We start from the raw sequence: 24342 nt of genomic DNA on the forward strand, positions 1-24342 counted from the left end.
AGCCAAAATCGTCTCTACCTGTTACAGAACGAGACAAACTGCAGGGGGCTGCCCGAAAATCTCAATCTGTAACACCAGGCTCGGTTTTGACGGTCTAACTGTTACAGACCGAGACAAACCGGTCAAAACCATCACAAAGGTGCCTGTCCCCTTCGTGGTGGTTTTCCTACAGCTGACTGCGCAGGTAGTCAGCCATATAAGGAACAGCGAAGCGCACGTACCCGCGGCGGGCCTGTTCGATTACGCCGGCGTCGATAAGGCGCCGGCGATACTTTTGTGCGTAGTCGGGTGTGACCGACATGCGCTCGGCTACATCAGAAATGCGCGACACGGTGTCTTCGTCATCCGCCATTGCGGCAAGAAACGCAACGTCTTGGTCCGAGAGCGCGGCGAGCGTCGTCTCGCACACATCGTTTTCGAAATCGACCTTTGACGCCTCGATGGCTCCGTCGACTAGCTCTCGTGTTGCGCGTTCTCCTGCCTGGCAACGATTGGCGATGTTGTAACCGATGAGCTGCAACATGTAGGGCGAGCCCTGGGTTGCGCGAGCGGCATCTAGTCGAAGATCGCTTGGGATATCAAGGTCGAGTTCTTCGAAAGCCCGCTGGTAATAGGTGTCGACGTCTCCGACTGAAAGCGGTTCGAGTGTGACTTTGCGAGCGCGGTTGAGAAACGTCAGCACGCGGTCATTGAGCGTCGCCGAGACCGCTCCCGGAAGGCCCGCCATAACGAGTGCGACGTTGAGTCTCTCGCCGACGAGTTCTTGATAAGCGGTGACGAGTTGTCTGATCTCGGGCGAATTAGCCTGAAGCTCATCGATGAGGATGAGGATGCCATGTCCTTGCTCGGTTAGTTTGCGCGCCAGTTGCGTGAGCTTGAACTGGAAACTCTTGGTTTCCTGCACATCGCGCGTGAACTCAAGGCCGGCTGAGAAACCGAAGACGCTCAGGCTGCCGCCCGTGAGTTTAGGGAGATGGCGTTTGTTGGCATAGGGCTCGCCCGCCTCTTGGATTTTTTCAACAATGCGCTCGAGCATGTCCTCGGAGGCAACGGTGGGCGTGGCGACGACGAAGCCAAGCTTGCGAGCACGATCGGCGAGCTCCCACAGGAGAACCGTCTTGCCGCTTCCTCGCTGGCCGAGCATGAGCATGGCGCGGTCTCGATTGCCCGGCTCCTGTTCAAGGCCGGAGATGAATGTTGAAATTACATTTCCTCGCCCAACGAGATAGGATGGGCGATTTCCAAATGAAGGGGAGAAGATGGTTTCAGTCATAAGTCTCCTTTCCTTTTTTTCCTATTTTTTCCTTTTTTTCCTATTCAGTCAAATTGACTACTGGTCGAGGGCGGCTTCAGGGGGGGCTCATCGAAAAGAACCTCGACATCAACGAAGACCGGGACCTTCTGTCTCGTTCTGTAACATCTAGCAGGCTAAATCGTCTTTTCCTGTTACAGAACGAGACAAACTGCAGGGGGCTGCCCGAAAATCTCGATCTGTAACACCAGGCTCGGTTTTAACGGTCTAACTGTTACAGATTGAGACAAACCGGCGGAGCGGACTATCTCTCGGGTCCAAACCACCACAAAGGTGCCTGTCCTCTTTGTGGCGGTTGGGTATCAGAAAGTGTCAGGCGTGGGCGGCTGTTGGGCGCCTGCGTACGAAAAGAAGTATCGGCCTGCGTCGTTGTCGTTGAGCGGCGCGCTGTTTGTGGGGGATACTGAAACCACGACAAGCAGCGTATGAAAGGATCGATGCATGGCTTTCCGTAAAGACTTCCTGTGGGGCGGCGCGACGGCTGCCAACCAGTGCGAGGGTGCCTACGACGTGGACGGTCGCGGCTTGGCTAACGTGGACGTGGCGCCGCACGGCGCTGAGCGCTACGCGGTGGTCTCCGGCCAGCGTAAGATGCTCGACTTCGAGGATGGCTACTACTATCCCGCGCAGACCGGCATCGATTTCTACCATCACTACAAGGAGGACATCGCCCTCTTCGCCGAGATGGGCTTTAAGACCTTCCGCATGAGCCTGGCATGGACCCGCATCTTCCCCAACGGTGACGAGGCTGAGCCCAACGAGGCCGGCCTGGCTTTCTATGAAGATGTGTTCCGCGAGTGCCAAAAGTACGGCATCGAGCCGCTCGTGACCATCACGCACTTCGACTGCCCGATTCACCTCATCAAGGAATACGGCGGCTGGCGCAACCGCAAGCTCATCGACTTCTACAAGAACCTTGCGACTACGATCTTCACCCGCTACAAGGGCCTGGTGAAGTATTGGCTCACCTTTAACGAGATCAACATGATCCTGCACCTGCCGTTTATGGGTGCCGGCCTGGTTTTTGAGGAGGGCGAGAACAGGGAGGCCGTCGAGTATCTGGCCGCCCACAACGAGCTCGTCGCCAGCGCTTGGGCCACCAAGATCGCCCACGAGATCGACCCCGAGGTCAAGATTGGCTGCATGCTCGCTGCCGGCACCTACTACCCCTACAGCTGTCGCCCGGGCGATGTGCGCCAGGCCCAGCTCGACAACCAGGACAACTACTTCTTCGTCGACGTCCAGAGCCGTGGCTATTACCCGGCCTATGCCGTCAAGAAGCTCGAGCGTCTGGGTATCGATGTGGGCATGACCGACGAGGACCGCGAGATCCTGGCCGACAACACCGTCGACTTCATCAGCTTTAGCTACTACTCCACCCGCTGCTCCGCGGGCGCCGACAATCCCGATGTCGAGAAGACCCAGGGCAACGCCTTCGCCGGTGCCAAGAACCCCTACCTGCAGCAGAGCCAGTGGGGCTGGGCCATCGATCCGCTAGGCTTCCGCATTACCCTCAACGACCTGTACGACCGCTATCAGAAGCCTCTGTTTGTGGTTGAGAACGGTCTGGGCGCCAAGGATGTTGTCGAGGAGGACGGCTCCATCAACGACGACTACCGTATCGATTACCTGCGCCAGCACATCGCCGCGATGCGCGACGCGGTGACCGAGGACGGCGTCGACCTGCTGGGTTACACCACCTGGGGTCCGATCGACCTGGTCTCGGCCGGCACGGGCGAGATGTCCAAGCGCTACGGCTTCATCTACGTGGACCGCGACGATGCCGGTAACGGCACCCTCAAGCGCTCCAAGAAGAAGAGCTTCGACTGGTATAAGAAGGTAATCGCTTCCAACGGCGAAGATCTGGCCTAGGCTTTCCCAGCCACCGTACCTTGGGCCTCATTCGTCGCTTGCGTACCTTAAGTACGCGGCGCTCCCCATTCGACCCAATCTACGGCACCTGGAAAACCCTAGACTCAAATCTTACAGACCTGTCCTAGGCTTTCCCGGCAATCATAGTCTCCTAACCAAAGCGCCCGGCGAGCAGTTTGTGCTCGTCGGGCGCTTTGCCGTCTACGGATTTTGGGACATGCGGCCCGTTTTTTGAGCCTGCCTGTCGGTACACTAAAAGCACTATGGGTACCCGCGAGCGACATATCGGCCATGCGGCCGCCCGATCCGCGCCGGTGGCGGATCCCAGGGGCGGCAGGCTCTTCGCCATGCCGCGATTCCTCGTTGGCATAACGCACCTGGTGTACCGTCGCCGCGCCTTCGTCATTGCCGGCGTCATAACCGCACTGTTTCTTCTGCTTTTGGCGGTCTTGCCGGCGTCATTCGCTTCCGATCCCAAGCTCTCCAACACCGTGCCCATCTATAACGAGGTGTCCAAAGAAGTCGTGGACGGGCTTATCCATTCGAGCTCGATTCCGCTGCTCCTCGCTGCCGTCGCGTTCTCAATCTGGGGTGTGCTGGTCTATCTGCGCTGTCTGGATTACGTCTTGCGCCGGCGCCTCGTTGCCGTTGCCACCATCAGCGCCTTGTGGATGATCGAGGTCATCCTCAAGTACAAGTCGTTCACGCCGTTCTATGCCACCGTGCTGTGGTACCTGTACTACGTGCCCATGACGCTCATTCCGCTCCTCTACCAGCTGTGCGGCCTGCGCCTTGCAGGGTTGGAGCAACATCGTGCGGGTCGCCGCTACCGCACAGCCCTGTGGATCGCGGCCATCCTGCTCATTGGGTTTGTGCTTACCAACGATTTTCACCAACAGGTCTTTCATTTCGATCGCTCGAGTGAAACCTGGAGTAACGATTACACGTACGGCTGGGGCTATTTTGCCGTTCTGATATGGACGGCCTTTAACTTTGTCGCCTTTTTCATTTTGGTGGGTCGGTCATCGTCCTTCCGTATCCAACGTTTTTCGGGCACGGCGGCACTCGTGCTGCTGGGCGGCGCGTTCTTTGCCATTTCGTACGCCCTGCGCGTGCCTTGGGCATGGAAGCTCAACTTTTCGCTCGTCTATTGCGTGCTGTGCGTGGTGACGCTCGAGATTTGCCTCGATTGCGGCGTCATTCCGTCGTACCACGGCATTGCCAACATTTTCGACACCCTGCCGCTCGATCTTAAAGTTATAACGCGCGACCTGCAGGAAGTCTATGCCACGCCGGTATCAAAGCCGATTCCGGCGGGTGTGCGCGAAGAGCTGCGCGCTCAGGAGCACGGGCATGCCCACGCCTTTACCGTGGCGTCCGATCCCGATGTGATGTACCGCGCCTTCCCACTGCTAGGCGGATCGGCATTGCTCGCCCAAGACGTATCGGAGCTCAACGAGCTCAATCGCGAGCTGGCGTACCGGCGCATGGAATTGCAGCGCCAAAACGAGCTACTTACGGCCGACTACGATCTTAAGACGCATCTTGCCGACCAGGAGGCCGAGGCCTTGCTGGTCAAAGATGTCGACCAGGCGCTTGCCCGCGCGCTCGATGAGATGCATGGGCTGCTGGGCTCGCTGCCGCCGTTAACCGATGAGGCATCCTCGCATGAGCGCTATCGCATGCTGCAATGTGCCAAGATGCTCGTCGCCTATTGCAAACGCAAGGGCTCGCTCACGTTGGCGCAGCATGGGGAAAGCGGATTTGACCGCGATCGCATCCAACTCATTGCCAACGAGCTGGCAAGTGACTTGCGCACCATCGATGTCGACTGCGCTTCGATCATCGCCATACAGCGTCCGATGCATGCCAGTACGGTAAGCGCGCTGTACGACTGCGTGTATGACTTTGCGTTTTTCGCCTACACCACCGATCATCCGGCACTCATGTACCATCTGAGCGAACACGATTCGTGCAGCGTGGAGCTGCGTGCCACACTCTTTTCCAACGACACGGAAGACTTGTCGCAGACGCCCGCCGCGCACGAGCTCGAGGTTGCACTGCAGGGGCGTAACGTGGCGTATCGTCTTGAGGGCGAGGCCGGTCAGCTGCGTATGATCGTGCTGATGCCGCGGGCGGGTGAGTGATGATGCAGATGCCGCTTATCCTTCCCCAGATCGTTGCGCTCGATGTGCTCTTTGCCTTGGTGGCATGCCTGCAGACCATCCATGTTCCGCTCATCGCATCGCGTCGTTCGTCTTACAACCGCAAAGTGATTTGCGTCTATGAGTCGAGCCTTGTGCTGCACTTGATTATCTCGGCCGTCATCTTGTTCGCGTCGAGCGGGTCGCATCTGGTGGCGCCGCTCTATGTCGTCGCCGAGGCGGCGGGCGCGCTGCTATGGCTCAACGCCGCGATTGCCGCCTATGGCGTAGTCCTTATGGTGCATTATCGCCGTCCCGTTATGATGGCTGAGCTGCTGCTTGTTGCCGCCGTGACGCCGCCGGTTGTTTGCGTCATGGGCTCGACATGGCCTGCAGTCCTTATCGCGGAGGGCGCGTTCTTCCTGTTCCGCTCCATCGCGGCGCTTTTGATGGACGTGCGCAACCGCCAGGAGGACATCACGGCGTTTTCGACAATCGAGACCATTAACGTGATCCCCGTCGGCATTCTGTATCTGGATTCGAAAGGCCGCCCGTTGCTCATGAACCGCTGCATGCGCAGGAACCTCGTGGAGCTTCACATGCCCACCGACCTGCACGACATGAGCGATACGTGGAACGGCCTTCGAAAACTCAGTGCGCAGATGCCCGAGAGCAGCAAAAATCGCGTTCGAATCGACCTGGACCGCTTTGGGGAGTCGCGTGCGGTGGTCGAGGTTTCCTCCTCCGAGATTCGTCTGTTCGCATGTGATGAGGTTATGGTTTCGGGCCGTCCCTTTGAGCGCATTATTGGCTTGGACGTGACGGAGTACGCACATGCCCACGACCGTCTGGCGCAGGCCAATCACCTGCTTGAGCTTGCGGGTCAAGAGCTCCAGGCCCAGATCGAAGAAGTCAAAAAGGTTGCCGACAATGCGGCCTACCTGCGTATGCGCGCCCGCGTACACGACGTGATCGGGCAGCGCCTGTCCATCCTTCATCGATATCTGGAAGAGGGGCGTCTGGATGACGAGTCGCTCGAGCAGATTGACCCGCTGCTGCGCTCGATTGCCGCCGACCTGCGTAGCGGTGGCGCTAGCGAGCCTGCGGAGCAACTGGGCGATATCGTTCATGCCTTTGGCCTGGTGAGCGTTCAGATCGATGTAGATGGATCGCTTCCGGACGATGCTCACGTCGCTGCCGCCTTTTTGCAGATTATCCGCGAGGCATCGACCAATGCCACCAAGCATGCGCAGGCCCACCAAGTCCAGGTGCGCCTGTGGCGGGAGGGGTCGGATGGCGGCGCCATTGCACACATGACGGTCTCAAACGACGGCGCGCCTGCCCCCGTATCGTATCGCGAGGGAACGGGTTTTCCAGGTATGAGGCATGTCGCGCAAAATCTGGGCGGCAGCCTGGAGGTCCATGCCGCCCCGCCCTTTACGCTTACGGTATCCATTCCGCTGAACTCCAACGCAACGGTCCAAAGGAGAAGCTCATGATTCGTACCCTTATCGTCGAAGACCAAGCCATCTTGCGCGAGAGCCTCGCGCGCTCCGTTGGCGACCAGCCCGACATGACCGTTGTTGCCGCCATCGCCGATGCCTCAGATGCCTTGGACGTTGCGCTCAAGGAGCGCCCGGACATGATACTGATGGATGTGTGCACTGAGCACGATTCCAACGGCATCGTGGCGGCGGCGCGCATCAAGGAGCAGCTGCCCGAGTGCCGCGTCATTATCATGACGGGCATGCCCGAGATTACGTTTGTGGATCAGGCGCGCGAGGCAGGCGTCGACAGCTTTGTGTACAAGAACGTCGGCATCGATGAGCTCTTTGCCGTGATGCGCTCCACGCTGGCGGGTTACTGCACGTTTCCCAAGCCGCCCGAAAGCATCTTTTCGGGCACGGCGGCGCTCGACGACGTTGAGCTGTCGATTTTGCGCCTTGCCTGCGAAGGCAAGAGCCGTCGCGAGATTGCGGCCGAGTTGTTTATGAGCGAGGGCACGATCAAGCGCCGTATCTCGGAGATTCTCAACAAGACCGGCTACGACAACATCATGCGCCTGGCCGTGCACGCGGTGACCGAAGGCAGCATCGTCCCCAATATGGAGCGCTAACGCTCGTTACCTATCGGCACAAAGCGACGGGGCCGCAGGATTATCTCCTGCGGCCCCGTCTGGCATGTGCGCGGATGTGTCCGCCAATCCGCGGCTGTCGTGGTCTGCCGTTACGCGATGGTTGCGCTGTAGGAGGCGACATCCTCGTAGGAATCGGTCAGGTAGGCGTCGATGCCGATGGTCGTGTTGACCAGGTCGTCGAGGCTATCGAGCTCGCCGCTCGAGAACGTGAATTCCTCGGTGGCGTTGGTGCCGGGCATCAGGTGAGCCGAGAACCAGGGTTCCTTCATGGTGCCGTTGACGTTGGTCTTACCGCTGGGGGCGTAGAAGGTCAGGTCCTTGTCGCTCTTGTTGGTGATGTTGACGACAAAGCCGATGTCGCCCCAGTCGTCCTTGAACTTCTCGGTGACGGTGATGGTGCACAGATCGTCATCGGCGACGGTGACGGCGGGGGAGATTTCGACGCGCTGGACGTCGTCGTCTTCGACGGCCTCATCGATCTCCTCTTCCTTTTCGGCCGCCTCGCGATCCTTCTTCACCGTGCCGGACAGATCCTTGTCGGACTTGGTAAAGACGAGGTTACCGTCATCCTCTTCGAGGATGAGTTTGCCGTCCTTGAGCTTCATGTCGTGCGACTCGTCTTCGGCGGTGATCGTTACGGTGGTGGCGTCCTTTGCCTCCCATTTAAGGTCGACAACCTCAAGGAACAGATCGAGGGCGCCTGTACCGTCCTCGTCGAGAATCAGGACGCAGTGGACACCCCAATCCTCGAGCATCTTCATGTACTCATCGGTCAGCTCTTCGCCATCCACGGTTCCACCCGAGAGTTCCCAGCTGCCGACGAAGTCGGCCTTGGGGTCTTTGGCGCCGCCGCTGCAGCCCGTCAGGGCAAAGGCGAGCGCCAGGACGCATGTCAGGAATGCGAGTACGGACTTTTTGAACGTTGTCTTCATGGTGTCCTCCTTCTTGTGTGAAAACCCATAGAAGCAAATGCGGGGGTGGCGGATCCCCCGCCAATTACCAGATAGAGGGGCTAGGGCCTGGGCGTTCCGCAGTTGCTGCAGAACTTGCCGCCGTTTTCGCTACCGCAGTTGGGGCAGAACCACTTGGCCGGTGCCGGGGCGGGCGCGGGGCTGCCGCACTCCGGGCAGAACTTGCCGGTGTTGGTGGCGCCGCAGCTGCAGGTCCACGTGCCGGCCGCAGGCGCGGCGGCGGGAGCCGGTGCCGGGGCGGGAGCAGGTGCCGGTTGCGGGGCGGCCTGCTGCTGCGCCTGGCCGGCAGCGAACAGCTGGCTGGCGTTCATGCCGCCCATGCCGCCTGCCATACCCATGCCCATAAAGCCGGCCATCGCGCCGTTGGGGTTGGCCGCCGCGGCACGCATCGCGTCGCTCTGGGCACTGGCGATGTTGGCGGCTGCCATGGTGGGATCGCGCATGACGGCGGCCTTCTGCAGGTCCTTGATCATCTGCTCGTCTTCTTGCGAGGCGGCGATGGAGTTTACGCCAAAGCTCACGATCTCGACGCCACGCAGGTCGCGCCAGTCGGCGGAGAGGACCTCGTTGAGCGCGCGGGCGAGCTCGGTGGTGTGGCCGGGGATGGCGCTGTAGCGGATGCCCATCTCCGAGATCTTGGCAAAGGCGGGCTGCAGGGCGGTGAGCAGCTCGGACTTAAGCTGGCTGTCGATCTTGTCGCGCGTGTAGCTATCGGTCACGTTGCCGCATACATTGGTGTAGAACAGCAGCGGGTTGGTGATGCGGTACGAATACTCGCCGTTGCAGCGCACGGAGATGTCGACGTCCAGGCCAATGTTGTTGTCGACCACGCGGAAGGGCACGGGCGAGGCGGTGCCGTACTTATTGCCGATAATCTCCTTGGTGTTAATGAAGTAGACGCGCTGGTCCTTGCCCGCGTCGCCGCCGAAGGTAAAGCGGCTGCCGATATTGGCGAAGGTCTCCTTGATGGAGTCGCCCAGGTTGCCGCTAAAGACGCTCGGCTCGCTGCCGGTATCGAAGACGAACTCGCCGGGCTCCAGTGCGACTTCGATGATCTTGCCGTTTTGCACCACGAGCATGCCCTGGCCGTCGTTGACGGCGATGACGGAGCCGTTGGAGATGACGTTGTCCTCGCCGTGTGTGTTGGAGCTGCGGCCGCCGGTTCGTTTGACGCCCTTGCAGGCCAAGACGTCAGCGGGCATCGATTCGCAGTAGATAAATTCCTTCCACTGGTCGGCCATGACGCCGCCGGCAGCTCCCAATCCAGCTTTCAAGAGTCCCATGGTGATCTTCCTTTCTCGTCAAAGTCCGGGTGGTATTGGTCGGATTGCTTAGTCGTCCTTGTCGTCCTTCATGACAACGGTGGTCTCGGTGTGGCTGAAGGTGTCGTGCTTCTCGACCAGGTCGAGCTCGCCGCAGTACTCGTCGGCGTGGGTCGCCTCGTTGGCCGTCTTGAGCTGGCCTACCAGCAGCACGTCTCCGATAATCACGATGATCAGCGGCGCGACGATGTTGATGAGGATGCCCTCGATATCAAAGGTGAGGTAATCCGGATCGAAGGCGTATTCGCCCATAAAGAGAATCTGGGAGAGGACAAATCCGATCACAAAGAACAGCAGCGAGGCGATAATGAGCTTGGGCTTGGAGCAGGGGAGCTCGCCGACCATACGGCCGGTTTGGCCGTTCATGGCAAACAGGTAGCTCTTGCCGTTCCACGAGGTCGAGAGCATCCAGACGGGGAACAAGGCGTAGTCGCTGTCTTCCCAGGTGTAGTCGAGCTGCTTGCTCTCGACCGAGGCATCGTCGTACTCATCGATAACGGTCTCGCGCAGGGCCGAGATCGTGCTTTCTTCCATACGGCGCTCGGCACGGGCCTTGCAAGTCTCGCAGTCCTCATCGTAACGGTTGGCGATGTAGCCGGGCATGTAGGCGACCGAGAACGGGCGCAGCGCGTCGTAGTCAAACGGTTCGATGGCGTCCATGTGGCCGTCGGGCATCTTGGACGATCCGTCGACGGGCACGCGCTCAAACGAGATATTGCCCTTACGGTAGGCATCGTAGTGGTCGGTGGTCGTGACGGTGCGGTCGGATTCCTCGGTCACGGTCTCGTTGGTTGCGTCAAAGTGCACTTCGCCGTCCACGCGGGCGCCGTAGAGCCAAAACGGCACGTAGACGCCTTGGACTTCGTCGATGTGGTTGCCGGTGACAAAGCTCTTGGGCAGCAGGATCTTGCCCTTGTAGTGCTCCTTGAGCGCGGCCAAGACATCGTCGCGCCCGAGCTTAAACGGAATCACCAGGTCGGGGGAGAAGTCGCCCGAGAGCTGGCCGGGCGCCACGGCGGGATTGCCGCAGTATGGGCAGGTGGAGACGGCGACGGTGCCGTCCGAGATCAACTCGGCGCCACACGACGAGCAGATATAGCCGGCGTTTTGGGCCAGTTCCTGCACCGCATCGTCGGATGCGGGCTTGGATGTTGCGGCCGCCGCATCGGCTTTGGCATCTGCCTTGTCCTGGCGCTCGCGATAGAGAGCCTCGACCTCTTCGACTTCAAAGCGCGAGTCGCAGTAGTCACAGACGAGCTTTTGCTCGGCGCTGGCAAAATGCAGCGGGCCGCCACACGCGGGGCACTGATAGTTAACGCTTTCGAAGGCCATGATCGGTCCTTTCCGTGCCGAGGGCTATGCGCCGATGGCGCCGCCGCAGTATTCGCAGCGCCCACTGGCATCGGGAATGGTGGTGGCGCCGCAGAAGGGGCAGGTCACCGCGGTCTTGGGGGCCTTGGCGGCAACGACGCTATCGCGCGTCTCCTGACGCAGCTGCACCAGCGCGTCGCGGACTTCGGTTGCCTGACGCTTGGCCTCGCGGTACTCGATGGATCCGCGCTGCTCGATGGTGGAGTCGTTCACGCGCAGGTCGATCTCGGTAAAGTACGGCGTGTTGACGTGGATGGTCAGATTGAAGTCGTAATCCAGGTCGTAGCGCGGCGGGTCATAACTCTCACGCTCGCCGTCCTTGGTCTCGCGATAGATCTCGGTGCGGTGCTCGTCGATATCCATATCGCAACCGAGCACCTGCGAAAACTCGATGATGTCGGGATTGGCGTCGCGCCAGCGCGTCTGCGAGGTAATGATCAGCAGGCCCGCGTCCTCGTCGAGCATGATATTGGTGCGCCCGGCCGAGAGCGTGCGCGTGGGATTGAACGATGCCAGGCGCTCGGCATTGGCCTCGCGATAGGCGAGCTGCTCGCGAATGTCGTCCGCGGTGCTAGAGCGATAGCCTCCAAAGAAGGGAGAGAGCTTGCCGACGCATTCTTTGCACAGGTAGCCTTCGTTGATCTTGGTCTTACCTAGAAGTCCCAGCTCGGTACCGCAAATCGCGCACTCTTTCTTCTCGAACATCTTGTCAAAGAAGCCCATGATTGCCTCCCATCAACAGGTAGCGTGTGTCACTTTTGATGATGGGGGAGTGTGCGATCTTTCACGATACCCAGACGGCTCAAGAGGTCTCCACAACTGGGACACATGGCCCATTTTTCATCCCCAAATAACTTGCGGTGAAATAGTTCCTAAATGGCGGCCTTAGAAGGCCAAACAGGAACTATTCCACCGCAACTTCTGGGTAGTCATTGGGGACGTACTTAAATGAGTAGCAGTTGGGGACACTCCATGCCGAATGTGGGCGCCGTCCTTGTTATGCCACGGTCACGGCGACCTGGGCGTAGCGGGTGCAGGGACGCTCGGCGCGCGTCTGCACGCCGAGGGTGAGCACGATGCGGTCACCGGGTTGTGCATCGGTGGGTACGGTGAACGTGGCGTTCGTCGCGCATTCCTGCCACAGCGACAGATCTTGAGCGCCTGCATAGCGCGACGGCTCCACGGCGACATCCCAGTGCGCGTCGAAGCCCCTACCATCGGGGTCGACGATGGTCGCTGCAAGAGCAACGCGCTCGCCGGCCGCGGCGCTCATGTCGCCCGTGACCTCGGCAACATACGCCGGATGCGAGCAGTCCGCGGGCCCATGGGCGCACCACTGCGCACGAGCGGCGAAGTCTTCCTGATAGGCGCGCAGATGGGGATTAGGATTGCCATCGACGGGCGTGCCTATGGCTGCAAAGCCGGCAGGCGCATCTGAGTCGGGATGCCCGTCGAGGAACATGCGGCCGAGCAACGTGTCAAAGTCGCGGTTATCGATGCCGCGCAGGCCAAACGGCAGCAGCGGGATATAGGTCATTGAGTCGCCTTCGGCCATAAAGTCGCCGCGCTCAAACTGCATCGCAGGCATGCCCTCCAGGCCCCAGTCCAAGCGCGCATGCTTGCCAAACTGAAAGCGCTCGGGCTCGTTTTCGTACACCTTGCCATCGCCATAGAGCATATAGCGCGCCATAAGGGGACCGTTGCCCTGCGTGAGATTCTGTTCGGGCCAGGGAGCCTGGAACAGCGGCAGTGTATCGGGCTGAGCCATCTTGGCATCGACATAGCCGCCATACATATAGGGCACACACCAAAAGATGAGATCGGGGAAGAGCTCATGCCCATGGTCGAGCCAAGAATTGTCCTGCCCCACGCCATCGGCAACGCCCATCACGCGCACCTTCTGATAGACACGCTGCTGCACAGAAGGCCATTCGGGCGTATCACGATAGCGCTCAGCAATGCTCATGAGCGCACGAACAATGGTATTCATGCCGCCCCAGCTGAGCAGCCAAAGCGTACGCGGGTCATCATCCAAGATTGCCTGAGCAATCACGCGCGAACCCTCAGTCTCCTCGCGCACATCGCCCTCAAAAGCAACATTGCCCACAAACGTACGCTCAATCATCTGAGCAGGCGAGGGAAACGGCGGCTCGCCGGCGGCAGCCGCATTAGCCTGCAACTGCGGCCAAGCCTGGGCATATTCATTACTCCAGAGACTTTCAATCCAATGCTCAGGAAACGGACGATACTCACGAAGCTCCCCAGCCGTGGGATCAGGCTCATGAGGCACAACATCCCATTCATAGGAGCGCCGCCCCTTAGTCCGCCAATGCGGATTCACCTCACCGAGCGTATGGACGCCATCCCCAAGAAAGTGATACTGCGAAGCCGTGTACACCACAGCCTGCACATCAAGCACATTAAGATACAGAGCCAAATGAACCAGAGAGTTCATATCATCGACTTCCATATCAGTAGTAACAATCACCCGAGTTAAATCGCGAGTCATAAGAAAGCTCCAACCAAAATCATTTCAGCCAGTTACGCGCAAGGCAAGACGGGACCCACGTCCCCATCGCCGTCAACCCGGCGGCCCGCCGGAAGCGCTCACCCAGGGTCAACAGCAACGGAAACGCAGCGGGGCCGAGGGCTTACCTCTGAAAATATTCCGCAGGGGGCGGCCCGGTTGCACAGCGCGAAGCGCGTGGTGCAACCGGGCCGCATGCCCGAGGACATTTTCAGAGGTAAGCCCTCGGCCCCGTGATGGGATAGATTACCTGTCGACCCTGGCCGACCACTCCCAGCAGCCCACCGGCTCGCCGTCGATGAGTACGTTGCCCCCGTCGAAGTCTTGATAACACAGGTCGTTGAATTGGTGGATCCACACGCCGTGGTTGAACGTCTTTTTGGCCGAGCCGTCGGCCTCGCGATACACGCCGGTCAGGTCCTCGACATGGCTAAAGTACGTAAGGTGCACGTTGGCGCCGGCATCGCGCAGGCGCGCCGTGAGCGGCAGCACGGTCTGTTGCGGTGACACAAGCTCGTCGCCCTTGGAATGCGTAAACCACAGCGGCGTCTTGGCGAGCGCGGCCACGTCCTCGTCCGTGGCGTTGTACCACGGGGCGCAGCAGGGAAGGCCCGCGGCGAAGAAATCGGGGTAGTCGGCGCACAGGCGCAGGGTCATAAAGCCGCCGTTGGAAAGACCGGCGACCACGATGCGGTCGGTGTCGATGCGGTCGGCATGCTCGGCGACAAACTCGTCGATAAGCGCCTTGAGCACGGAGGAGTAGATGCTCTGGTTGGAGCGACCGAGTTGCTCGACGCCGTTGTCCATCCAAAACGTGGGCGACTGCGGCACGAGCACCCAGGCAAAGCCGCCAAAGTAGCGCTGGATCTGCGCCTGGCTAATGGCCGTCACGCGGTTGCCGATATAGGCACGCGTGGCGCCTTCGCCCCGCGTGGTGCCCTTTCCCTCGCCGGCGCCGTGCAGATACACCACGAGCGGTGCCTTTTGGGGCACGACCGTCGCCTCGGGCGCAAAGGGGTTGAAGCATGCCGAGTCTTCGGCCTTAAAGCTGGGCTCAAAGAAGCCGTATTCGAGCGCGATGCCGTCGACGGCGGTCTTTTGCGTGGCGTTGCTCCAGCCTTTGAGCGCGGGGCAGATATCGCCACGGCAGGTGTCGAAGACCAGGCCGCAGGTGGGATCGTCGCCGTCGTTGCCGGGAAGAGCTGTGAGCTGCGTGATGCGCAGCTGGTCATCGAGCATGCGCGAGCCCATGACGCCGCCTTCGATGGTCTTGGTCAGGCGCTGCTCGGCGACCTCGAGCGCCACATGGGTGCCCACGGCGAGCTTACGTCCGTTCTCGTCGCACGGATATGCGGCGAGAATGTCGATGTAACCCACGGAGGGCGCGGCATGGTCGGCGCCGCGCTCCTTGCGCATCAGAACCTCGCCCGAGCGCTCGTGACGCTCTACATATATATGGAAGGTGTTCGCGTCGATGTCGTTGGCGCGCACGGTGCGGGGCAGGTCGAGTACGACCTTGCTGATCCAGGGGCCAAAGTCTCCCAGCGTGGTGACGGTTGCGTAGGTGCACGATTTGAGTTCCATGAGCTGCCTCCTCTGCGCCGCGAGTGGTAAACATCAGCGGCAATACAACTTAAACATGTTTAGTTTAATGCAGAGCTACAGAACAGGCAGATGAACTCGGTAAACGGTCAAAATGAACACTCAACAAATTACTAAACATTCGTTTATCACCATTTAGCAGGGCTTTTGTTGATGGGTCAACAAAGAATAGAGGTGTTTACCAAATTAAAAGACCACGTAAATAGGCATTTAGCAGCAGAGCGTCAAATAGACAATCCCTTACCGTTCAAGTACGTTCACCCCCGATTTCCTACCGTTCACCGGACTACAGACGGCAAAATTGTCACAAATTAGACGTTCCGTGTAAACTAAAGCCCGTAAACGTTCAGTAAACACATTGTTTACGACAGCGTATCCAAGGGTTCGGTGACCGTAAGGGGTTATAGTCGCCGAGCCAAAGGCGTGCCTACGCCCAAACGAGTAGGCACACGATGATATGGGGAGGGGTCCCATGGCAGTAGATAACAAGCAGATTGCCACCGATGTCCTCGAGCTCGTGGGCGGTGCGGAGAATGTTTCCGTCGCCACCAACTGCATGACGCGTCTGCGTCTGACGCTCAAGGACAACAACAAGGCCGACGTGGAGAAGATCAAGAAGGTCAAGGGTGTTCTGGGTTGCCAGTTCGCCGGCAGCCAGCTCCAGGTCATCATCGGCCAGAACGTGCCCAAGGTGCTCGCCGAGTTCGTCGCCATGTCCGGCGTCAAGCAGGGTGCCGCGGTCGACGAGAACCTCGATGCTCCCAAGGAGAAGTTCGAGCTCAAGAACCTGCCGAACATCATCCTCGACTATCTGTCGGGCTCCATGACCCAGCTGATCCCGCTGCTTATGGCCGGCGGTCTGTTCCGCACCATCGCTGCGGTCCTCGGTCCCACCATGCTCGGCGTTCTCTCTGACACCGATCCGACCTACACGTTCCTCTACACCACCCTGTACGAGGCCACGTTCACCTTTATCCCCATCTACCTGGGCTATGCCGCCGCTAAGAAGCTCGGCACCTCCCCGGTTCTGGGCATGCTCCTCGGCGGCGCCCTCATGGCCCCGTCCGTCGTGAGTGTCGCGACCCAGGATGGCGGCGGAATCATCTCCGTCTACGGCATTCAGATCGCCGCTGCCAACTATCAGCAGTCCGTCCTGCCGATTATCCTTTCGGTGCCTGTCCTCTACTTCGTCGAGAAGTTCTTTAAGAAGGTCATGCCCGACGTGCTCTCCACGGTCTTCACGCCGTTCTGCACCATGATCGTTACCATCCCCATCGCCTTCATCGTCCTCGCCCCGCTCGGCAACGAGATCGGTAGCCTCATCGCTAACGCCCTCTTCGGTCTCGCTGACATGGGTGGCGTCGGTATCCTGATCGTCATGGCCGTCCTCGGCGCCTTCTGGCAGCTCTTCGTGGTCTGCGGCATGCACATGCCCGTCATCCTGCTCGCTCAGGTTCAGATCATCGCTGCCGGCTACGATCCCTTCGTCTTCGTTTCCACCAACTGCGCTATGGCCGCTGTCTGGGGCTGCGCCTTCGGTGCCTTCCTCAAGATGAAGAACCCCGACGAGAAGGGTCTCGCCCTGGGCTACGTCATCTCCGCCATCGCCGGCGGCGTCACCGAGCCCGCGCTCTTCGGTATCCTCATGCGCTTCCGTCGCACCATGTTCGGTATGTTCATCGGCGGTGCCATCGGCGCCGTGTTCTCCGGCCTCATGGGTGTTACCTACTACCTCGCCGGTGGTGCCTCCAACTTCCTGGTCTTCACCAACTACCTGCAGGGTGGCCAGATGAACACCGTCTGGGCTATCGTCGGTATGGCAATCTCCTTTGTCATCGCCGCTGCCGTCGTCTTCGTCGCCGGCTTCTCCAAGGAGGAGCTCGCCGAGATGGAGGCCTAAGGCCAAGCCATTCGGTCGCACACGACCTTACCTACACGACAGGGCCCCGTCAGGCGCAAGCCCGGCGGGGCCCTTCTTGCAAGGTAGACTGGAGTGGGCGAGTGGTGCCCGCCTGCCGGGGCTTGCTAAGCGACGGGGGTTTTGCGCCAAGTGTGGGCGCGAAAGAATCTGCCGGTTCGCAATTCCTTTATCAAACGAAAGGGCATGCAGATGAGTTTGGGAAAGCTGACCGTTAACGGTCGTAGGGATGGCTTTTTGTGCGAGGGCAAGCCGTTCTTTTGGTTTGCCGACACGTGCTGGAGTGCATTTACCAGCATTGCCGAGGCCGATTGGGACTACTATCTGATCCGCCGTGCCGAGCAGGGCATGAACGTGTTGCAGATCAACACGCTGCCGCAGTGGGATCGCTGCTGCCCCGATCTGGGTATTTGGCCCTACGCCAGCGAGGATGGCGTGCACTTTGATTGGTCCCGTCCCAACCAGGCATACTGGGACCGCGCCGCTGCCATGTGCCGCGCTGCCGTCGAGCACGGCATTCGCCCGGCGCTCGTGCTCATGTGGTGCAACTACGTGCCCGGTACCTGGGGTGCCAAGATTGCCGAGCGTTGCGGTGCCGAGGTTATGCCTCGCGAGGAGGTCTGTGCCCATGTTACCCGTGTCGTCGAGAACCTGGGCGAGTTCGATCCCGTCTATGTGGTGACGGGCGACACCGACTTTGCCGGCGCCGAGGCGATTGCTTATTACGAGGATGCGCTCGACGAGGTTGCAAAGCGCGCGCCCGAGGCTCTGCGCACCATGCACATCAACCGCGGCAACCGCACGATTCCCGCGCAGTATCTGGACCGCCTTGACTTCTACATGTTCCAGCCCGGCCACAATTACGAGGGCCAACCCGAGGCCTGGCGCCTGCCGCAGGACTTTATCACCAACTACCCCAAAAAGCCGATGGTCAACTCCGAGCCCTGCTACGAGCAGATGGGTGCTTCGCGCAATGTGTACTGGCGTTTTACCGCGCAGGATTGCCGCGCGAGCGTGTGGTCGTCGATCCTTGCCGGCGCCAGCGCCGGCGTGACCTACGGCGCGCACGGCGTGTGGAACTGGCAGACCAGCAAGAGCCAGGGCTCGGTGCTGGGCGAGGGCTTTGATATGCCGTTCCGCTGGCAGGAGTGCCTGCAGTTTGCGGGCGTGTGGGACTTTGCCGCCATCGAGCACGTGCTTGCCGGCCTGGGTGCCACGGCGTGCGATGACGCCCTTGCCGTGGTCCCCGCACAGGAGCTGCTCGACGACGTGCGCGAGGCCATCCGCGTGGCGCGTATTGGCGAGCGTGTCGTTACCTATCTGCCGCGTACCACGGCGCTTACATTTAAGCTCGACGCTGCGCGCGGCTGGTCGGCGACGGCCCTCGACATGGAGGCCAAGCGTATCGCCAAGCTGCCCGTTCGCGATAACGGCGACGGTACCGTGCGCGTAGCTCAGCATCCCTTTGAGCACGACGCCCTGGTGGTCCTGACTCCCGAGCACTAACGCTTACGCTCCAACGCCCGAGCTCCAACACCTCCGATCTCTCCACCTCCTCCATCGCATGCGACCCAGTCCCTCAATAAGTTGCAGTGGAATAGTTCCTAAAAAGTGCCCCAAGCCGGCCAAACAGGAACTATTCCACCGCAACTGAGCGCGCGATCGGAGAAGGGCTCCTTTGGTTGCGGTGAAATACGGTCTAAATCCAGCCTTTTGGCTGTAAACAGTCCGTATTCCACCGCAATTTGTGTTGAGGGCGGATGAGGGCAAATGCGTAACACTTCCGACATCGCGCGCGTACTAAGACCCGTTCTCTATTAAAATGATTTTCCGGACATCTAAGCGGGTGGGGGTTACCATGAGGGACCTGGGAGACACAACCGTATATTTGCGCCGGGGCATACGGGAGATTCTGTGCCTGGCGCTTTTCTTTTTCACGTTTTTGGCCGACGAGTACCTCTTTGACGTGCGCGTGGCCGAGTTTGTGCCGGCGAACGAGGTCGTTATCTACGAGAGCATCGTCGTCGGCGCGAGCGTGATCGGCTATTTTGTGCGTCCTCTCCTGTACTATCGCCGTCCCCAGACAATCGATGCAACGAGCGATATGACGGGCGTGCTGCTGGTGTCGGCATTGCTGTTGCTGATCATGGCGGCGCAGTTTCAGGTCGTGATTGCCGGCGGTTTGGTGGCGTGCTGCGCCTTGGGCTACTGTGGATCGACCGCCCATGCCAATCTGGCGCGGCGTTTTGCGCAGACGCCTTGCTTGGCACGCGCCGTGGCGGTTTCTTATGCTGCGGGCATTTTGGTGCAGGTGCTCAACCATATGGTGATGCCTGCAGGTATTCCCCAGCAGTTTGTTCTCATCGCCTGTGCGATTGCGCTGGTTGGGCTGCTTCACGGTATCCGTCGAGCTAAATTGCGCGATGAGTCTGCGCCCGAGTTCGAGGTCGAGATGGCCGAGCTGTCGGTCGATGCGCTGGAGCATGGCGCCAAGTGGCGCGATGACCCCGAGGCAAAGGCGGCCTTCCAGGGTGCCGTGGTGCGCCTGACGGTGGCGACCGCCTGTCTCACCGGCGTGTTCGCAGCCCTCAATGCCGGCCTTACGACTTCGCATGCCGCCGGTGCTATCGACCTGGGCGACTGGCCGCGCTTGCTGCTAGTTGTGAGCGCCCTTGCCGCCGGCGCCCTGTATGACCTGCGCGGACGTTCGTATATGAATATCATCATGACGTGTGCCGCCATGCTGTCCACGCTCTCGTTCTTTGTACTTATCACCGATGGTAACGGCGGCAACACGCTTGCCGCCACGATTATCTTTTACCTGGGCACGGGCTTTTTCGTGGTGTTCTTCACCGCGAAGTTCGCCGCGATTTCGATGTATGCCCGCTGGGCGTATCTGTGACCGTGCATGGGCCGCGTCATCAACAACGTTTGCTCAATGCTCGTGACGGCTCCGGCGGTGGCGATTATCTCGAGCCAAAACGTGCTGATGGCGGTGGCCGTCGTGCTCGTGCTGTTTGTCGGCATCGCGATTTCGCTGTTGGGGCAGTTTGGGCAAGACGACGAACACGAGGCGACGCACGGCGGGCTGGCGTTTGCCACCGACGATCTTGGCGTGAGCCGTGCGCCCGATCAGGCCGACACGGTGCCCCTGGAGGCGCCGGAGCTTTCGTTTGACGATCGACTCGACGGCTTCGTTGCCGCCTTTGGGCTTACCAAACGCGAGCGCGATGTTCTGGAGGCCCTGGTCGTTTCGGACGACAGCGTGCAGGACGTGGCGGCGGCGCTTTTCCTTTCGCGCTCCACGCTCTATCGCCATATCGCCTCGATCAACAAAAAGACCGGTGTCGCCTCGCGCGTGGCCCTCATCAACTTCTTCTGGTCCTGGACACCCCAAGACTAGCCAACCACCACAAAGGGGACAGGCACCTTTGTGGTGGTTTTTTACCTGCAAAAATATGAATATGAGACATTTGTCACCTGCCGTTTTGGCGCTCAAAGGCATATGAATGTGATGTTGAGCGGAGCAGAACGGAAGGGGTGGGCCTATGGCGTCTCGTGGTTGCTCGTCTAATAAAATTGCGGGCGCGCTTATCGCCGTGGTGGTCCTTGCTGCGGCGGTGACGCTTGTGCGGGCATACGGCTTTGGTGCCCGTGCCGACCAGGGAAAGAACGCCGCGCAAGCGTTGCTGAACGATTGTGCTGCCGATCCGGTGGCAGTCAAGCTTATCGAGAACGGCGAGGCGCGGACGGTCTATGAGACCGACGATGCCGAGCTGGTCGCATCGACTTTTACCGCGCTCGACGATTGCACCGTGGGAGGTGCGGTGGGTGAGCGGATGAGCGACGCCGGTCACACGCTCGTCTTTGTCTATGCAGACGGCTCGGAGCAATCGGTGGAGTTCGAGGGCGGGAATATCGTGCTCGACAAGACGGCATATCGCCTTGACGGTGCCGATGAACTGTGGCGACAGCTTGCCGCCATCAAGAACAGCCAATGAAATGAGGGGTGTACGGGATGAGTGATTTGAGATTCTGCCCGGCGTGCGGGGTGCAACTGCCGCGGGTCGCCGGCGTGCCGGTGCGATTTTGCCCGGGCTGCGGTGTTCGGCTTGAAAGCGTTGAGGATGACCCGGGTGTCGCGGAACACGCAAATGGGGCGGCTGCCGATGATGGCGCGGGCGAAGGTTGTGAGCCGAGCGCGAACGCGCCGGTCGATGTGCCGATGCAGGATGCCGACGCCGCGTCGCCGGTCCGCGACGTGGCCGCAGCGGATGCTCCCCGCGTCGGCGACCTTGAGCTCCACACCGCATGCGATGCCTCTGGCGGCCAAGCGCTCGCGCAAGTGGCGCTGCCGCGGGGTTGGCGTATCGAAGAGGCGCATCTTGAGCGCAGCAGTAGTTTCGACTGCCCGATTTCAGTTGGCGTGACGGCGGCAGGCCCGGCGGGCGAACGCATCATGTATCGCTCCGAGCTCTGCTACGTGGACGCGGGCGCCGTTGCCAAGCGTATCCCCACGCAAACCGAGCGCAAGGCGTTTGTGCACGTGGAGGCGGCGTGCGACGAGTTGGCTCAAGCCTGCGCGGCGCAATTGGGCGCACGGGCGGAGGTTGTGGCCGAGCAACCCTATCCGTCGAGCGCGGCAGGCGATATTGAACATGAGCGTGCTCGCGTAAAGCGCGAGGCTGCAAACGACTTTGCGATTCAGGGCTTTTCGATGGAACCGAGCGATGTGGTCTATGAGTGCCGTATGCGCCGATATCGGCTCGCGGGCGCCCCGGCGCCTACCGAGCTTGCGGTGGCGGCAAAGGTCGAGGGCTATGTGGCCTCGATCGGCGGAGTCGCGGGCTCCGTGGGTAAAGGCGTTGCCGCCGGGGCCGAGGCGCTGCTGGGCGTGGGCCTTTCGAGCGGGCTGATCGGCGGCGTTCTGGGCAAGCGCCTGCGCGAGCGCCAGACGGCTGCGGCGGCGGGTCAGCGCGCCGCGAAAGATCAGGCCACGGATCAGAGCGATTGCCCAGACGGGGCGCCGTTTAAGCTGGGCGCGGCCGACCTGTTGCAGTGGCGTATCAGGGACAGCTTCTGCCTGGTTGCGCCAGAAGGCCGTCTGGACGAGGCGGCCTCCACGGCGCTTGCCTCAATGGCATCGACCCTGCGGCTCAACCCGTCGATTGCGCGCGAAGCGTGCGCTCAAAAGCAGCAGATGGTGCTCGAGCAGCGTCAGCGCACGCAGATGAACATCGCCCAGCAGCAACAGCAGTTCGCGGCCTGGCAGCAGATGCATGCCTCGCAGCAGGCGGCGTTCGACAGCTACCAGCAGGCTTGGTTTGAGCGCAGCGATCGTCAACACGCCGCGAATATGGCCGCCAGCGCGGCCAATTTCTCCAGCGCAGGTGTGGGAACGGGCGCGGCCTCGTATTCCGATGCTATTCGCGGGGTCAACCATTACACCAGGCCCGACGGTACCGATGTCGAGGTTTCGGTGATGGCGGACCAAGCTTGGGTGAACGGCTCGGGCGACGTGATCGGCACGCGCGATGGCTTTGAGCCCGGTTTTGGCTGGACGGAGCTGCCTCGTCAATAGCGTGAGTGGGCTATGGGTGGATCGGTGTCGAGGCGTTGCTCGGCACTGTGATAAGAAACGGGAAAGGAACAACGATGAGGGAGACGGTTATTTCGCGCACGGCGTTTGTCGCGGCGGCGGGAACGGCGTTGCTGACACTTGCGGGGTGCGGTGGACAGCAGGCGCAGGACACGACGGGTTTTAACGACGATCGTCCGGTGAAGGGCAAGATGGACGCGGGCTCGTCATCGGGCGATTCCGGCGATGTGGGCGGCAGCTCGGATGCGGACGGCGGCTCGACGGATGCGTTTGATACGTGGTCGGACGACTGCTGGGATGCACACCGCAACATCAGCATCGCGGCATTGCTCGAGCTTAAGGGCTGGCAGTTGCAGGAATTTGCGTCGCAACAGGGCTATACCTGGCAAGATTCGCTCGAGATGTACGAGAACGAGGCAGGCCGCGTGCTCAGCGTCTGCAATATCAGCAAGGATGGCGCAACCGAATGGCTCGGCGAGGATGAAATCGGAAAGCTCGACAAGGGCGGCACCGGGAGTACCGTGATGTTTACGCTGCAGCTTGCGGGCTATTCGAGCTGCGAGGATGTTATCGCGGGCTTTTCCGTTCCGGTTGAGGACCGCGCGCAGATTACCTCGGGCTCGTGGATTGCGTGCGTCTACGGTTCCAACATGGCGCGTCACGTTGCCATGGTGAGCCAAATGGAAAACGGCGACTACCGCCTGGACCTCATTACCGAGGAGGCCATCAAAACCGGTACGTTTACCCAAGGCGGCGGTGCCCCCACGATTAACGAATTTTGGCAGGAGAAGACCGGGCGCGCGCTCGGCTAAGTGCGATGCGGCCAATAGCATAGCGAGGGACGAACATGATGAACGAGATGACGATGAGCCGTGCGGTCTTTGTGGCGGGCGCGGGCGCGGCGGCTTGCGCGCTGGCTGGCTGCTCGGGCACAACGGGCGGCGCCAAAGCAGCGAGCACGGCGGACGCCGCCTGCGTGGACGACAATGCTAACGTGACGGTCTATGCCGCGATCAACTTGGCTGGTGCCGATATGGTGCGCCTGCTCAAACATCAAAATTATGAGTGGCAAGGCGAGAACGTGGGCTACGGCGCCGTCGATGACGCGGGATTTTTCGCTTTTACCTTTTCCAAGGTTTCGGACGATGTGGACGAACTTGCGAACAGCGCGATACCGCTTTCGGAGTCCGAGTACGAGGAGCTTGAACCGGGCGGCGGAGACGAAAACGTCGCGATTCTACTCTCGGTGGGCGGCTATACGAAGGGCGAGCGGGCGCTCATCGGCGCGATTGGCGATGCGGCGATGGTGCAGGAGAAATGCACGATCGATGATACCCAGTATTGGCTGGTCAAGGCGCTTGACGGCCACCGCTACGTGATTATGGCCGACGACACCGAAGACGATGGCGATAGCGCTCATGACATCTATATCTACAATGAGGCTTTTATTCGAACCGGCTACTTGAGCGGCGGCGACCAGATCGATATCGATGAGCTCTGGAGCCGCCTGACCAACGCCTCGTAACGCTCCAAAACCACCACAAAGGGGACAGGCACCTTTGTGGTG

Annotated in this window: 19 protein-coding genes; 12 read left to right on the forward strand and 7 right to left on the reverse strand. The window is 60.4% G+C overall.

The window, feature by feature from the left end; all coding sequences use genetic code 11:
• Positions 1 to 166: 166 nt before the first annotated feature.
• Positions 167 to 1273 carry an ATP-binding protein gene (locus I2H19_RS07250; RefSeq protein ID WP_195622200.1) on the reverse strand — a complete coding sequence of 369 codons (1107 nt, stop codon included), beginning with the start codon at positions 1271 to 1273 and terminating at the stop codon, positions 167 to 169.
• A 480-nt stretch (positions 1274 to 1753) separates the two neighbouring features.
• On the opposite strand from I2H19_RS07250, the gene I2H19_RS07255 reads away from it, so the two are divergent.
• From I2H19_RS07255 to I2H19_RS07270, 4 genes are all read left to right on the forward strand, one after another.
• Positions 1754 to 3184: a 6-phospho-beta-glucosidase gene (locus I2H19_RS07255; protein WP_195232940.1), complete on the forward strand. Its 1431-nt coding sequence runs from the start codon at positions 1754 to 1756 to the stop codon at positions 3182 to 3184.
• A gap of 347 nt (positions 3185 to 3531) precedes the next feature.
• Entirely contained in the window at positions 3532 to 5331 is a 1800-nt protein-coding gene (locus I2H19_RS07260) for a histidine kinase N-terminal 7TM domain-containing protein (protein ID WP_195622201.1), read from the forward strand.
• Positions 5332 to 5333: 2 nt separating this feature from the next.
• A complete protein-coding gene (locus I2H19_RS07265) occupies positions 5334 to 6827 on the forward strand; it encodes a sensor histidine kinase (RefSeq protein WP_229089838.1) in 1494 nt (497 codons plus the stop codon).
• Positions 6824 to 7444 carry a response regulator transcription factor gene (locus I2H19_RS07270; protein ID WP_195622203.1) on the forward strand — a complete coding sequence of 207 codons (621 nt, stop codon included), beginning with the start codon at positions 6824 to 6826 and terminating at the stop codon, positions 7442 to 7444. The genes I2H19_RS07265 and I2H19_RS07270 overlap by 4 nt, the downstream gene beginning before the upstream one ends.
• A gap of 110 nt (positions 7445 to 7554) precedes the next feature.
• Here I2H19_RS07270 and I2H19_RS07275 read toward each other — a convergent pair whose 3' ends face one another.
• The 6 genes from I2H19_RS07275 to I2H19_RS07300 all read right to left on the reverse strand — a co-directional run bounded on the left by I2H19_RS07275 (position 7555) and on the right by I2H19_RS07300 (position 15240).
• Positions 7555 to 8397: a hypothetical protein gene (locus tag I2H19_RS07275; RefSeq protein WP_195622204.1), complete on the reverse strand. Its 843-nt coding sequence runs from the start codon at positions 8395 to 8397 to the stop codon at positions 7555 to 7557.
• An 80-nt stretch (positions 8398 to 8477) separates the two neighbouring features.
• A complete protein-coding gene (locus I2H19_RS07280; RefSeq protein ID WP_195622205.1) occupies positions 8478 to 9719 on the reverse strand; it encodes an SPFH domain-containing protein in 1242 nt (413 codons plus the stop codon).
• A 48-nt stretch (positions 9720 to 9767) separates the two neighbouring features.
• Positions 9768 to 11090, reverse strand: coding sequence for a hypothetical protein (locus I2H19_RS07285; RefSeq protein WP_195622206.1), 1323 nt, complete (start codon positions 11088 to 11090; stop codon positions 9768 to 9770).
• Positions 11091 to 11114: 24 nt separating this feature from the next.
• Positions 11115 to 11852, reverse strand: coding sequence for a DUF4428 domain-containing protein (locus tag I2H19_RS07290; protein WP_117746877.1), 738 nt, complete (start codon positions 11850 to 11852; stop codon positions 11115 to 11117).
• A 274-nt stretch (positions 11853 to 12126) separates the two neighbouring features.
• On the reverse strand, positions 12127 to 13638 hold the full coding sequence (locus tag I2H19_RS07295; protein ID WP_267489806.1) for a nucleoside hydrolase-like domain-containing protein: 1512 nt from the start codon (positions 13636 to 13638) through the stop codon (positions 12127 to 12129).
• 264 nt (positions 13639 to 13902) lie between these two features.
• Positions 13903 to 15240 carry a prolyl oligopeptidase family serine peptidase gene (locus tag I2H19_RS07300; RefSeq protein WP_195622208.1) on the reverse strand — a complete coding sequence of 446 codons (1338 nt, stop codon included), beginning with the start codon at positions 15238 to 15240 and terminating at the stop codon, positions 13903 to 13905.
• 490 nt (positions 15241 to 15730) lie between these two features.
• Between I2H19_RS07300 and I2H19_RS07305 the strand changes: the two genes are divergently transcribed.
• The 8 genes from I2H19_RS07305 to I2H19_RS07340 all read left to right on the forward strand — a co-directional run bounded on the left by I2H19_RS07305 (position 15731) and on the right by I2H19_RS07340 (position 24300).
• The gene (locus I2H19_RS07305; RefSeq protein ID WP_195622209.1) at positions 15731 to 17158 is read left to right on the forward strand and encodes a PTS transporter subunit EIIC; all 1428 of its coding nucleotides are present in this window, start codon (positions 15731 to 15733) and stop codon (positions 17156 to 17158) included.
• 210 nt (positions 17159 to 17368) lie between these two features.
• Positions 17369 to 18682 (forward strand): apiosidase-like domain-containing protein, encoded by a 1314-nt coding sequence (locus I2H19_RS07310; protein ID WP_195622210.1) that lies wholly within the window; start codon positions 17369 to 17371, stop codon positions 18680 to 18682.
• A gap of 352 nt (positions 18683 to 19034) precedes the next feature.
• Positions 19035 to 20078: a hypothetical protein gene (locus tag I2H19_RS07315; protein ID WP_195622211.1), complete on the forward strand. Its 1044-nt coding sequence runs from the start codon at positions 19035 to 19037 to the stop codon at positions 20076 to 20078.
• Positions 20079 to 20084: 6 nt separating this feature from the next.
• Positions 20085 to 20579 carry a helix-turn-helix transcriptional regulator gene (locus I2H19_RS07320; protein ID WP_195622212.1) on the forward strand — a complete coding sequence of 165 codons (495 nt, stop codon included), beginning with the start codon at positions 20085 to 20087 and terminating at the stop codon, positions 20577 to 20579.
• 145 nt (positions 20580 to 20724) lie between these two features.
• Positions 20725 to 21177 (forward strand): hypothetical protein, encoded by a 453-nt coding sequence (locus I2H19_RS07325; protein ID WP_195622213.1) that lies wholly within the window; start codon positions 20725 to 20727, stop codon positions 21175 to 21177.
• Between the two features lie 17 nt (positions 21178 to 21194).
• Positions 21195 to 22757 (forward strand): hypothetical protein, encoded by a 1563-nt coding sequence (locus tag I2H19_RS07330; protein ID WP_195622214.1) that lies wholly within the window; start codon positions 21195 to 21197, stop codon positions 22755 to 22757.
• Between the two features lie 74 nt (positions 22758 to 22831).
• Entirely contained in the window at positions 22832 to 23587 is a 756-nt protein-coding gene (locus tag I2H19_RS07335; protein WP_195622215.1) for a hypothetical protein, read from the forward strand.
• 35 nt (positions 23588 to 23622) lie between these two features.
• Positions 23623 to 24300 (forward strand): hypothetical protein, encoded by a 678-nt coding sequence (locus I2H19_RS07340; RefSeq protein WP_195622216.1) that lies wholly within the window; start codon positions 23623 to 23625, stop codon positions 24298 to 24300.
• The last annotated feature ends 42 nt before the right edge of the window (positions 24301 to 24342 follow it).

The sequence above is a fragment of the Collinsella aerofaciens genome, from assembly GCF_015560135.1.
Lineage (GTDB): Bacteria > Actinomycetota > Coriobacteriia > Coriobacteriales > Coriobacteriaceae > Collinsella > Collinsella aerofaciens_AN.

Bases quoted from the DNA above. Each gene is read 5' to 3' on its own strand.
- I2H19_RS07250 (WP_195622200.1), bottom strand. From the start codon at position 1,273: ATGACTGAAACCATCTTCTCCCCTTCATTTGGAAATCGCCCATCCTAT.
- I2H19_RS07255 (WP_195232940.1), top strand. From the start codon at position 1,754: ATGGCTTTCCGTAAAGACTTCCTGTGGGGCGGCGCGACGGCTGCCAAC.
- I2H19_RS07260 (WP_195622201.1), top strand. From the start codon at position 3,532: ATGCCGCGATTCCTCGTTGGCATAACGCACCTGGTGTACCGTCGCCGC.
- I2H19_RS07265 (WP_229089838.1), top strand. From the start codon at position 5,334: ATGCAGATGCCGCTTATCCTTCCCCAGATCGTTGCGCTCGATGTGCTC.
- I2H19_RS07270 (WP_195622203.1), top strand. From the start codon at position 6,824: ATGATTCGTACCCTTATCGTCGAAGACCAAGCCATCTTGCGCGAGAGC.
- I2H19_RS07275 (WP_195622204.1), bottom strand. From the start codon at position 8,397: ATGAAGACAACGTTCAAAAAGTCCGTACTCGCATTCCTGACATGCGTC.
- I2H19_RS07280 (WP_195622205.1), bottom strand. From the start codon at position 9,719: ATGGGACTCTTGAAAGCTGGATTGGGAGCTGCCGGCGGCGTCATGGCC.
- I2H19_RS07285 (WP_195622206.1), bottom strand. From the start codon at position 11,090: ATGGCCTTCGAAAGCGTTAACTATCAGTGCCCCGCGTGTGGCGGCCCG.
- I2H19_RS07290 (WP_117746877.1), bottom strand. From the start codon at position 11,852: ATGGGCTTCTTTGACAAGATGTTCGAGAAGAAAGAGTGCGCGATTTGC.
- I2H19_RS07295 (WP_267489806.1), bottom strand. From the start codon at position 13,638: ATGACTCGCGATTTAACTCGGGTGATTGTTACTACTGATATGGAAGTC.
- I2H19_RS07300 (WP_195622208.1), bottom strand. From the start codon at position 15,240: ATGGAACTCAAATCGTGCACCTACGCAACCGTCACCACGCTGGGAGAC.
- I2H19_RS07305 (WP_195622209.1), top strand. From the start codon at position 15,731: ATGGCAGTAGATAACAAGCAGATTGCCACCGATGTCCTCGAGCTCGTG.
- I2H19_RS07310 (WP_195622210.1), top strand. From the start codon at position 17,369: ATGAGTTTGGGAAAGCTGACCGTTAACGGTCGTAGGGATGGCTTTTTG.
- I2H19_RS07315 (WP_195622211.1), top strand. From the start codon at position 19,035: ATGAGGGACCTGGGAGACACAACCGTATATTTGCGCCGGGGCATACGG.
- I2H19_RS07320 (WP_195622212.1), top strand. From the start codon at position 20,085: ATGGGCCGCGTCATCAACAACGTTTGCTCAATGCTCGTGACGGCTCCG.
- I2H19_RS07325 (WP_195622213.1), top strand. From the start codon at position 20,725: ATGGCGTCTCGTGGTTGCTCGTCTAATAAAATTGCGGGCGCGCTTATC.
- I2H19_RS07330 (WP_195622214.1), top strand. From the start codon at position 21,195: ATGAGTGATTTGAGATTCTGCCCGGCGTGCGGGGTGCAACTGCCGCGG.
- I2H19_RS07335 (WP_195622215.1), top strand. From the start codon at position 22,832: ATGAGGGAGACGGTTATTTCGCGCACGGCGTTTGTCGCGGCGGCGGGA.
- I2H19_RS07340 (WP_195622216.1), top strand. From the start codon at position 23,623: ATGATGAACGAGATGACGATGAGCCGTGCGGTCTTTGTGGCGGGCGCG.